General features: G+C 65.6%; 9 protein-coding genes and 1 tRNA gene. 5 read left to right on the plus strand and 5 right to left on the minus strand.

Annotated features, from left to right (window positions below; translation table 11 throughout):
* Positions 1–321: 321 nt before the first annotated feature.
* The 5 genes from JZY06_RS08215 to JZY06_RS08235 all read left to right on the plus strand — a co-directional run bounded on the left by JZY06_RS08215 (position 322) and on the right by JZY06_RS08235 (position 4,579).
* Positions 322–398: transfer RNA gene (locus JZY06_RS08215), tRNA-Leu, on the plus strand.
* Positions 399–653: 255 nt separating this feature from the next.
* Positions 654–1,571, plus strand: coding sequence for a DUF368 domain-containing protein (locus JZY06_RS08220; protein ID WP_207279078.1), 918 nt, complete (start codon positions 654–656; stop codon positions 1,569–1,571).
* Positions 1,572–1,828: 257 nt separating this feature from the next.
* On the plus strand, positions 1,829–2,749 hold the full coding sequence (locus tag JZY06_RS08225; RefSeq protein WP_207279079.1) for an ABC transporter substrate-binding protein: 921 nt from the start codon (positions 1,829–1,831) through the stop codon (positions 2,747–2,749).
* A gap of 83 nt (positions 2,750–2,832) precedes the next feature.
* Complete coding sequence (locus tag JZY06_RS08230) at positions 2,833–3,738, plus strand: amino acid ABC transporter permease (RefSeq protein ID WP_207279080.1); 906 nt, start codon at positions 2,833–2,835, stop codon at positions 3,736–3,738.
* 88 nt (positions 3,739–3,826) lie between these two features.
* On the plus strand, positions 3,827–4,579 hold the full coding sequence (locus JZY06_RS08235) for an amino acid ABC transporter ATP-binding protein (protein ID WP_207279130.1): 753 nt from the start codon (positions 3,827–3,829) through the stop codon (positions 4,577–4,579).
* Between the two features lie 487 nt (positions 4,580–5,066).
* On the opposite strand, the gene coaD is transcribed toward JZY06_RS08235, so the two are convergent.
* The 5 genes from coaD to JZY06_RS08260 all read right to left on the minus strand — a co-directional run.
* The gene (coaD, locus tag JZY06_RS08240) at positions 5,067–5,555 is read right to left on the minus strand and encodes a pantetheine-phosphate adenylyltransferase (RefSeq protein ID WP_207279081.1); all 489 of its coding nucleotides are present in this window, start codon (positions 5,553–5,555) and stop codon (positions 5,067–5,069) included.
* Between the two features lie 98 nt (positions 5,556–5,653).
* Complete coding sequence (gene rsmD / locus JZY06_RS08245; RefSeq protein WP_207279131.1) at positions 5,654–6,235, minus strand: 16S rRNA (guanine(966)-N(2))-methyltransferase RsmD; 582 nt, start codon at positions 6,233–6,235, stop codon at positions 5,654–5,656.
* Positions 6,236–6,391: 156 nt separating this feature from the next.
* The gene (locus tag JZY06_RS08250) at positions 6,392–6,610 is read right to left on the minus strand and encodes a biotin/lipoyl-containing protein (protein WP_207279082.1); all 219 of its coding nucleotides are present in this window, start codon (positions 6,608–6,610) and stop codon (positions 6,392–6,394) included.
* Between the two features lie 195 nt (positions 6,611–6,805).
* The gene (locus tag JZY06_RS08255) at positions 6,806–8,926 is read right to left on the minus strand and encodes an ATP-dependent DNA helicase RecG (protein WP_207279083.1); all 2,121 of its coding nucleotides are present in this window, start codon (positions 8,924–8,926) and stop codon (positions 6,806–6,808) included.
* A 73-nt stretch (positions 8,927–8,999) separates the two neighbouring features.
* The coding region (locus JZY06_RS08260; RefSeq protein ID WP_242516858.1) for a DAK2 domain-containing protein at positions 9,000–10,502 on the minus strand (1,503 nt) is incomplete at its 5' end.

Genomic DNA, 10,502 nt, shown 5'->3' on the forward strand with positions numbered 1-10,502 from the left:
GTTGTCGCGGAAGTCACGGCACCCGATTGTATGCGTCACGGCCCGGCAGGTGGACCGGGAAGGGCTTTTCCGCCTGATCCCTCCCCCGCCGGCACAAGGATGCATCGTTATGCCGCCCATTCGCTGTGGCAGTGATGAGATCCGGGGTACGGCACGGCCGGCACCATACCCGGCGCCCGCGGGGTCGTCCGACCCCGCGACACACCGGTTGACAGGCGGTTTTTCCCCGAAGATGCGCCGGGGCCCGCCGGTGGGCTATTATGTTCGGGTGCTTGCCGGTTTGTTGCCCCCAGCAACAACCTTCAGCCGCTTTTTTCACCCGCCCCAGTAGCCCAATTGGCAGAGGCAACGGATTCAAAACCCGTCCAGTGTGAGTTCGAGTCTCACCTGGGGCACCATGACCCCCGGCAGGAAACCTGCCGGGTTTTGTCATATCCGGGCACGATTGCAGTTGCCTGCCTTTCCCCGCCCGCTGCGCCCCGGGCCGGACCGGCCGCTGTGCCGGCCGCACCGGCACTGTGCCGATGCATCCTGCGCCGGCTCCACGACAGCCGGCCGGCACAGTTGTTTTCCGGGGTTGTTTCCGGCACGTCGCCGCCCGTTTTTTACCCGCCCGTTTTTTGTTTTTTCATCTTCACCACCCCGGAGTACCCATGACCCCGTCTCCTTCGACCACCCACCGGTCTGTTCCCGGCGCCTTCGGCATGGCTTTGCGCGGCGTTGCCGTGGCTTTGGCTGAACTGGTGCCCGGTATCTCCGGCGGAACCATCGCCCTGGTCACCGGTATCTACAGCCGCACCCTGGTGCAGGCCCATACCGCCACCACCGCCGCCGGGCGGGCCGCCACAGGCGATCTGGCCGGTGCCCGGCGGGCAGTGAAGTCGCTTGACTGGTGGCTGCTTGTGCCGCTGGCCCTGGGAATGCTGGTGACCGTGTTCGCCATGGCCGGGCCGATGAGCCATTTCGTCCACAGCCAGCCGGTCTATTCCCGGGCGCTGTTTTTCGGCATGGTTGCCGCCAGTGCCGCAGTGCCGCTGCACATGATCGGCCCGGACAATATCTCCGCCACCAGGCTGTGGGTGGCCGGGGCACTCAGTGCTGTGGTGGCTTTCATCGCCACCGGCACCACCGCCGCCGAACACACGGATCCGGCCTGGTGGATGATTGCCGGGGCGGCGGCGATCGCCGTGTGCGCCCTGGTGCTGCCCGGGGTGTCGGGATCGTTCGTGCTGCTGGCTCTGGGCCTGTACGGGCCGGTGCTTGATGCGGTATCCGGCTTCGATATCCCGGTGATGGTGGTGTTCATCGCCGGCGCGCTGGTGGGACTTGTCACCATCGTCCGGGTGGTCACCCATCTGCTGCACACCAGGCGGCTGATGGTGCTGGCCGTGATGACCGGGCTGATGATCGGTTCCCTGCGCGCCCTGTGGCCGTGGCAGCACCAGGTCCTTCACGGCTGCGGGCCGGGCCAGACCAATCCGCTGGCTGTCACCGCCATGATGGCGCTGGGTGCACTGGCGGTCACCGCTGTTGCCCGGCTGTCATCCGCCTCCGAGGCAGAGCGCCTCTGATACCGCCGCCGCCGGCGGGGGCCCAAAACCGCGGTGGCCCGGGGTGCTGGCCCTGCCGGGCGGTGATCCGGCACGGGTGGGCGGCATGAAAAATAAGTGCGTTAGCTTATCTGCGACTGAAAAAACACTGACCGACACCCAAACGCACTGTGGGCCATTGCACCCCCGCCAACCGGAACCGTCAGTGACGGTGCAGGTGAAGAACTATTTCAGCCCCTTCAGTATCCGTTAACTGTTGTGCGCTAGAATAATCGCCCATGCACCAATCCACGGGAGTTTTCCGTCAGGTCCTCTGCCTGGTGGCGACAGTGATGATCGCGGTGGGGCTGAGCGCCTGTGTCACCAACCATGAAGGCGGTAACCCGCCCGGCTGGCGGCAGGTCATCCCCGCAGCCAACCCGGATGTCATGGCACTCGTTCCGGCGGACATCGCCGCCAAGGGCACCATCAGCATCGGCACCAACCCGCCGTTCGCCCCGGCCCAATTCAAAGACCCGGACGGTAAAATCATCGGTTTCGAAATGGATCTGGCCCGCGCGGCCGCGGCCACCATGGGCCTGGAGTTGAAAATCAACGACCTGGATTTCTCCATGATCCTGCCGGCGGTATCGGCCGGAACCATTGACTTCGGGGCCTCCGGGTTCACCGACAACGAGGAACGCCGCAAAACCTACGACTTCGTCGATTTCCTCATGGCCGGGATCCAGTGGGCGGCCCAGACCGGCCACCCGGTCGACCCGGACAATGCCTGCGGCTTGACTGTTGCGGTGCAAAGAAACACCGTCTCCGACACCGATGATGTCACCGGCCGCAACGAACAATGCATCGCCGACGGCAAACCGGAGATCAAAAAACTGCCCTACGATTCCTCCGACGCCGCCGCCACCGCCCTGGTGCTGGGCCGCGCCGACGCACTCTCGGCCGACTCGCCGACCACCGCCTGGGCGGTGGAGCGCAGTGAGGGAAAAATCATGCTCACCGGCAGCATTTTCGATGCCGCGCCCTACGGCTGGCCGGTGCCGAAAGACTCTCCCCTGGCCGATGCCCTGGCGGCCGCGCTGCAGTCGATGATCAATGACGGCACCTACGCCGAAATCATGCACATGTGGGGCATTACCGACGGTCTGGTGGAACAGGCCAACATCAACGGCCACCCGGCCGCACAACCGGTCGGCTAGACCGCCTCTTCCACGGCTGTCCGTGGAACACACCCGCTTTTCAACCGCCACAACAACACACATCACCTGGAGCAAGTTTCGCCATGAACACACCCCGTCCCATCGAGGCAAAGCAGCTTCACCACCCGGGCCGCTGGGTGGCGGCTGTCATTCTGGTGCTGCTGGCCGCTTTGTTTGTCATCACGGCCGCCACCAACGAGGCCTACCAGTGGGAGACCTATTTCCAGTACCTGTTCGACACCCGGATTGCCGCGGCCGCCGCCAAAACCCTGGCATTGACGGTGCTGTCCATGCTCATCGGCGTGGTCCTCGGGGCGTTGATGGCGGTGCTGCGCATGTCACCGAACCCGGTGCTGCGCGGCGTGTCCTGGGTGTACCTGTGGCTGTTCCGCGGCACCCCGATCTATGTGCAACTGGTGTTCTGGGGCCTGTTGGGATCGATCTACCAGTCGATCTCGCTGGGATTTACCGAAATCTCCCTGGAACGGGTGCTGTCCAACACCTTCATGCTGGCGGTGATCGGCCTGGGGCTGAATGAATCGGCCTACATGGCGGAGATCGTCCGCGCCGGTATCCAGGCGGTGCCGGAAGGCCAGACCGAAGCGTCGAAGGCTTTGGGCATGAGCTGGTGGCAGACCATCCGCCGCACGGTGATGCCGCAGGCGATGCGCATCATCATCCCGCCGACCGGCAACGAGTTCATCTCACTGTTGAAAACCACTTCGCTGGTGGTTGTGGTGCCCTACACCATGGAGCTGTTCGGCCGGTCGATGGATATCGCCAACGCCCTGTTCCGCCCGGTGCCGATGCTGCTGGTGGCCGCCACCTGGTATCTGGCGATCACCTCGATTCTCATGGTGGGCCAGTACTACCTGGAAAAGTACTACGCCCGCGGCGCCACCAAGGAACTGTCCTCCCGCCAGCTGGCGGCCCTGGCCGACGCCGAGGGCAAACCACCGGCCAACGTGTCGGTCAAACCCGGCAGCTGACCGGCACACCGCTTGGCCCACCCCCACCACATGCCCCATCCCGACCACACTTGGATTTGAAATCACCATGACCGAAAGCCACACCCCGATGATCCTGGCACAGCAGGTGTGCAAGAACTTCGGGAACCTGAAAGTTCTCAAAGGCATCGACCTGACCGTCCCGAAAGGATCGGTGACCTGTCTCATCGGCCCCTCCGGGTCCGGTAAATCCACCTTCCTGCGGTGCGTGAACCACCTGGAGGAATTCAACGCCGGGCGCCTCTACGTCGACGGGGAGCTGATCGGCTACGAGGAAAAAGACGGTGTTTTGTGGGAAATCAGCGAAAAGAAAGCCGCCCGGCAGCGCGCCGACATCGGCATGGTTTTCCAGAGCTTCAACCTGTTTCCCCACCGCACCGTCATCGACAACATCACCGAAGCGCCGGTGCAGGTGAAAAAGATGTCCCCGGACGCAGCCCACGACAAAGCCATGGCCCTGCTGGAGGAAGTGGGGCTGGCCCACAAAGCCGACGCCTACCCGGTCCAGCTCTCGGGCGGGCAGCAGCAGCGGGTGGCCATCGCCCGGGCAGTGGCCATGGAACCGAAGCTGATGCTGTTCGACGAGCCGACCAGCGCCCTGGACCCGGAACTGGTCGGCGAGGTGCTGGCTGTCATGCAGCGCCTGGCCGCCCAGGGCATGACCATGCTGGTGGTCACCCACGAGATCGGTTTCGCCCGCGAGGTCGCCGACCAGGTGGTGTTCATGGCCGATGGTGTCGTCGTCGAATCCGGTCGGCCCGAGCAGGTCATCGACCACCCGCAGCACGACCGGACGCAGGCGTTTTTGTCGTCGCTTCTGTAAAAAACCGGCGGGCGGCCACCGCTGCACAGCATCTGGCGGTGACAGTGGCGAACAAAAAACGGGCGGAAACCCGTACATGATGTTTTCCGGCCACCGGGCGGTGCGAGATGCCCCCGGTGGTTTTCCTTTCCTGCCGCCGCCCACCGGCACCCGTGGACCGGCGTGTTGCCGACCGGACGGTCTTTCTCCCCCACTTCGCCGATAGGTGGCCGAAATTAAAGGTGGGAGGGCGACTCCCCCGGAGCCGCCCTCCCGATATCCTTCCCGAGTGTCACTGTAGTGCCACAGGGGGCCATTTCGCCAAGACAGGGCCGCAACCGGCACTGGTTTCCCGGCTCTGCCGGCACCTGCGGCGGGCCATGATCAGCGTGTGCACAGCCCCCATTGGGCATTTCGCCAGCACTATTGTGTGCAAAAATACTTTATCCCCCACCGTATGTGATTTTACCCACATAAGCGGACTGTGGGCGGGGTGGCGGGTACGGGATTATCCGCGGCGGGAGCCGAAGCGCTGCCGCACGGCCCGGGCCACGGGATCCGGCAGCAGCGCCGAGATATCCCCGCCGTGGCTGGCGACTTCCTTGCACAGGGAGGAGGAGATGTAGCCGTATTTCGGGTCGGTGAGCAAAAACAGGGTGTCGACCCCTGTCAGCCGGCGGTTGATCTGCGCCATGGGCAGCTCGTATTCGTAGTCGATGCCCGAGCGCAGCCCTTTGACCAGGGTGTGGATGTCGTGGGCGGTGGTGTAGTCGACCAACAGCCCTTCCCAGGAGTCCACCGTCAGGTTCGGGATGCCGGCGGTGGACTGCCGGATCAGCTCGATGCGCTCCTCGACGGTGAACATGCCCTGTTTTTTGCTGTTGTGGCTGACCAGGACCACCACCTCGTCGAAGATGGCCGCGGTCCGTTGGAAAATGTCGAGATGGCCGTTGGTGCAGGGGTCAAAGGAACCGGGGCAGACAGCTTTATTGGGCATGTGTGTGGTGCTTACTCGTTGATGGGGCGAAGGGGACAGCGCTGGTCGACGCCGGGGGTGGCGGGGCCGGGGCCGGTTTTTGTTTTTTCGGGGGTGTGTCACCGGGTTTCCGGCTGGTCGGCGTGGTAGACGGCCATATCCATGCGGGCGATGCCGAAGGTGCGTTTTTTCAGCTTCTGCCCTGTCGGTGTCAGTGAGCCGGGCCATGCGGTTTCCGGGGATTGTTTGTGTCTTTCGACCACCACCACGGCCCCGTCTTTCAGGTGCGGGATGATCGCCTGCACCATCTCCGCCACGGCCTCGTCGGCCAGGTCGTAGGGCGGGTCGGCCAGCACCATGTCGAAGTGGTTTACGGGGGCACCGGCCAGATAGCTTGAGGCTTTCATCTCATAGACGGTGACATCGGGGTGGCCGACCACGCGGGCATTGGCTTTGATGATGTCGGCCGCTTTTTTGTTGTTTTCGACCAGCACCACCGATTCCGCGCCCCGGGAGGCGGCTTCCAGGCCGAGGGCCCCGGAGCCGGCGAACAAATCGAGGACGGCTTTGCCGGAAAACCCGAAGCGGGCCTGCAGGGAGGAAAACAGTCCTTCCCTGGCCCTGTCAGAGGTCGGTCGGGTGCCGCTGGGGGGAACTTTGATCTTCCGGCCGCGGGCTTCGCCGGCGATGATGCGTGTCAGTGCCATGGTGAACCGAAGGCCCTTTCCATGTCGTGGGATGGTGGGGGCACCGGCACTATCGGCCCCGGGCTGTGCTTTGTGGGGCCGCCCTGCGGCAAAGCCTGCAGGCGTTTCGTTGCCCGGCAGGCGGAGAAACGGTGCCGGTGGGGTTTCAATCTACGTGGCGGCGGGGGTGAAACGGGCGATCGGATCCCCACCGGTGATGTCACCGCAGTCGTCGACCAGCCACTCGGCGACAATGCCGGGGCTGACAGCGGTGACGGAGGCCTCGAGTTTGACGGTTTCCACCGTCGCCACCACAGCCCCGGCGTCCACCGGTTCCCCGGCGGCCACTTTGTGGTGCACAATGCCGGCAAACGGCGCGCAGATATCCATAGCTTCCCACTGTAACCGATGGGCGTTGGACCAGCCGGGGCAGACCCGTGTCCGGCGGGAAGCAGCAGCGGTTGTGTCTTCCCGGAATAATCAGCTGCGCCACTGCGCTTCTGCCCGCCGGGGTTGGGGCAAAAAGGTGGCGGACGTTAGGTGGGCGGGTGCGCTGGTCCACGGTGGCGGGCGGGGGTGTCGTTGTCAGGTTTTGTCGATGTAGTCGCGTTCTTCCTCGGCGACATCACCGACCAGTTGTTCGGCCAGCTGCCGGTTGGTGGCCACCAGCTCAGCCGCATCGGCGGCGGCCCGGCGGATAATCTCCCCGTCGTCGACCAGGTCCAGCAGCCGCACCCGGCGGCGTCCCCCGGATTGGGCGGTGCCCAGCACATCACCTTCCCGGCGGGCGCGTAAATCAAGTTCAGCCAGTTCAAATCCGTCCTGGGTGGCGGCCACGGCAGTGACCCTGGCGAAGGAATCGGAGTCTTCCGGCTGGTCGGTGTGCATCAGACACAACGACGGTTTGCTCCCGCGGCCGATCCGCCCGCGCAGCTGGTGCAGTTGGGAGACCCCGAAACGGTCGGCGTCCCGGATATACATCACGGTGGCGTTGGGCACATCGATTCCGACTTCGATCACGGTTGTCGCCACCAGAATATCGATCGTCCCGGCGGCGAAATCGGCCATGACCGCTTCTTTGTCGTCCCCCGGCAGGCGGCCGTGCACCAGCCCGACCGACAGTTCGGGGAAAATCTCGGCACTCAAGCTGTGGTACATCTCCTCCGCGCCACCGGGCCCGTCGATGGTGGGGCAGACCACGAATGCCTGGGATCCCTGGGCGACTTCCTCCCTGATGCGTTCGAAGGTGCGGCTCACCCAGGCGGGTTTGTGCCCCGGCACCACAACAGAGGTGATCGGCTGCCTGCCGCCGGGAAGCTCCACCAGGGTCGACACCGACAAATCCCCGAAGGTGGTCATGGCGATGGTGCGGGGAATCGGGGTGGCGGTCATCACCAGAAGATGCGGGGTGATGCCATCGTCCCGGCTATCGCGCAGCCGGTCGCGCTGCTCGACCCCGAAGCGGTGCTGTTCGTCGACCACCACCAGCCCCAGGTTGAAAAACTCCACCCCTTCCTGCAGCAGGGCGTGGGTGCCGACGACAATGTCGGCCTGCCCGGTGACAATATCGAGCAGGGCCTGTTGTTTGTCTTTCTGTTTCATCGACCCGGTGACAACCACCACGCGGGCGGCGCATCCGGCCCGCTCAAGCTGGGCGGACAGGGTGGCACCGTGCTGGGTGGCCAACACTTCGGTCGGCGCGAGCAGCGCGCACTGCATGCCGTTGTCGACCACCTGCAGCATCCCGGCCAGGGCGACCAGTGTTTTCCCGGTTCCCACATCCCCCTGCAGCAGCCGCGCCATGGGCCGGGTGTGCGACAGGTCGGAGGAAATCTCGCCGATGACTGTTTTCTGCCCGCCGGTCATCTCAAACGGCAGGCCGGCGAGAAGTTTTTCCGCCCGGGACTGCTGCCCCGCCACCGGCGGGGCCGCCGGGGCGGTGCGCCGGTCGTTGTCGGCCCGCGCCAGGGCCAGCACCAGCGCCAGGGACAGCGCCTCGTTGTATTTGATTCTGTCGGCGAACACCCCCGGCCCCCGGTGGTCGGGCTGGTGGATGCCGCGGATGGCCTCATCGAAACTGACGAAGCCTTCCGGGGTGGTTCCCAGCGGCTCGTCGATGGGGGGCAGCTGTTTGAGCACCGCATCGACTGCCGCCAGCACCATCCAGGAGGTGGTGCCTTTTTTCGTCGGATACACCGGCAGGTACTCCAGCGAGGTCAGCAATGCCTCCAGCTGCCCGGGGGAGCCGAATTCGGCGAGTTTTTTCATCCCTCCGGTCATCACGCCACGTTTGCCGGGGGCGGGAATGACCATGAATTCCGGGTGGCTCAGCTGCGCGGTGGTGCGGTAAAAACCCAGTTTCCCGGTCACCATGGCTTTGGTGCCGGGGGCCAGCTGCCGGGCGATGTAGCGGCTGTTGAAAAATATGGCGTTGACTTTCTGTCTGCCGCTGTCCAGGGTGATGGTGTACATGAACTGCCCGCGCCGGGTGGTGGTCTGCCGGGCGCCGGTGACGGTCCCGGTCATGGTGACCACATCGCCGGGCCGGGCGTCTTCGACATCCACCCCGGAGCCGTGGTGGTAGTCGCGGGGAAAATGCAGGAGCACGTCGGTGATGGTGTCGCCGCCCAACGCCTCGGCGATCGCCGCCGCCGGGGCGGCGGGAATGATCTGCGCCAGCCGGCGGCTGCTGCTCCAGCCGAGCATGACTCACCTCCCAGGGGTGTTGAACAAAACGGGGGCGCCGGTTCCTGCTGTGGCGCCTGCCCGGGGTTTGCGGCTATTCCACACCGATTTCCGCCGGATGGTCCATGCCGTCGGCCGGGTACACGGTGAAGTCGACTCCCGCGGTTTCCAGCCGCCGGGCCAGCACCCGGGTGTCGACGGCGGCGGCTGCTTCCGCTGTGACCAGCAGGGTCACCATTTCCCCGCCGCCGGACAAAAGGGTGTCGACGGTATCTTCGATGGCCTGCTGCAGGTTGCGGGTGATGGTGATAATCCCCGAGGAGCTTTTCGCGATGAGATCCCCCGGCTGGCAGGGCCCGGCGTCGGTGAGTTCCGCCGCTGTTGCCCTGATCACCGCCGCGGTGGTCATCGCACCTGCGGCTTCCGCCATGGCATAGCCGTCGACGGCGATCGGCTGGGTTGGGTCGTGGACGGCCAGGGCGGCGATCCCGGAGACCAGCCGGGCGGTGGGAAGGATGGTCAGTTTTTTCTCCGTGGCGTGGGTGACCAGCTCCGCCGAGACCATCTCCCGCCGGGTGAGCATGCCGTTGGGCAGCAGAATAATCTCTTTCGCCCCGGAGGCCCGGGTGGCGGCGGTGATGGCGGACACCGTGTCTTTCAGCCCGGTCTCCCGGTCACCGGGCAGCGGCGGCGAATCGGGGTGGACGGGGCTGACAACCACCGCCCCGGCTTTCTCGTAGAGTTCGGCCAACCGGCCTTTGGGCACCAGTGCAATCACGCTGCGCGTCAGCGGGGTGGTGTGCGGCCCGTCGGGAAGAAGCTCCAGGCGGACGTCTTCGATCGACCCGGCCGCGGCCAAAGCGGTGATCACTTCCCCGGCCCGGCGGGAATGGATGTGCACGGTCGCCTGCCCGCCCCCGGTGCGGGCCACCACCAGTGAATCGCCCAACCGGCCCAGCTGCTCGGCCAGCCGGTCGATGTGCCCGGGCTGACCGCAGTCGATAAAACACATCACTTCCAGATGCGGGGGGCTGCCCGCCCCGCAGGCGGGGGCATCACCGCCGGCCGCCGGCCCGGCGGCAAGGCTGTGGGTGTGCCCGCCACCCGCCGCCGCAGCCGCCCCGTCCGTATCCGCCAAGGCGGGCCGGCCGGCGGTGCGGCCGGTGATTTCGTCGTGGAGGGTTTCAAGAAGAATCACAAATCCCCGCCCCCCGGCATCAACCACCCCTGCTTTCCGCAGTACCTCCAGCTGGGAGGGGGTTTGTTTGAGCGCGGTGCGGGCGGCGGCAACCGCGCACTCGGTCACCGTCACCAGGTCGTTGGGGCTGGCCTGGCTGGCCGCCACCGCGGTGGCCCTGATCACGGTGATCACGGTGCCCTCGACTGGTTCGGTGATCGCCCGGTCGACCATCTGCACGGCCACCGACAATGATTCGACCACCGCTTGTCCGTCAAGATCGCCGGTGGCTGCGGCCTGGGCCAGTCCCGCCAGAATCTGGCTGAGAACCACCCCGGAGTTGCCGCGGGCCCCGCGCACCGCACCGGCCGCCAGGGCGGCCGCCACGGCGTGGGCGCTGGGGGACTCCATGCCGGCGAC

Source organism: Corynebacterium mendelii (genome assembly GCF_017307055.1).
In the GTDB taxonomy this organism is placed as follows: domain Bacteria; phylum Actinomycetota; class Actinomycetes; order Mycobacteriales; family Mycobacteriaceae; genus Corynebacterium; species Corynebacterium mendelii.

Bases quoted from the DNA above. Each gene is read 5' to 3' on its own strand.
- JZY06_RS08220 (WP_207279078.1), top strand. From the start codon at position 654: ATGACCCCGTCTCCTTCGACCACCCACCGGTCTGTTCCCGGCGCCTTC.
- JZY06_RS08225 (WP_207279079.1), top strand. From the start codon at position 1,829: ATGCACCAATCCACGGGAGTTTTCCGTCAGGTCCTCTGCCTGGTGGCG.
- JZY06_RS08230 (WP_207279080.1), top strand. From the start codon at position 2,833: ATGAACACACCCCGTCCCATCGAGGCAAAGCAGCTTCACCACCCGGGC.
- JZY06_RS08235 (WP_207279130.1), top strand. From the start codon at position 3,827: ATGATCCTGGCACAGCAGGTGTGCAAGAACTTCGGGAACCTGAAAGTT.
- coaD (WP_207279081.1), bottom strand. From the start codon at position 5,555: ATGCCCAATAAAGCTGTCTGCCCCGGTTCCTTTGACCCCTGCACCAAC.
- JZY06_RS08250 (WP_207279082.1), bottom strand. From the start codon at position 6,610: ATGGATATCTGCGCGCCGTTTGCCGGCATTGTGCACCACAAAGTGGCC.
- JZY06_RS08255 (WP_207279083.1), bottom strand. From the start codon at position 8,926: ATGCTCGGCTGGAGCAGCAGCCGCCGGCTGGCGCAGATCATTCCCGCC.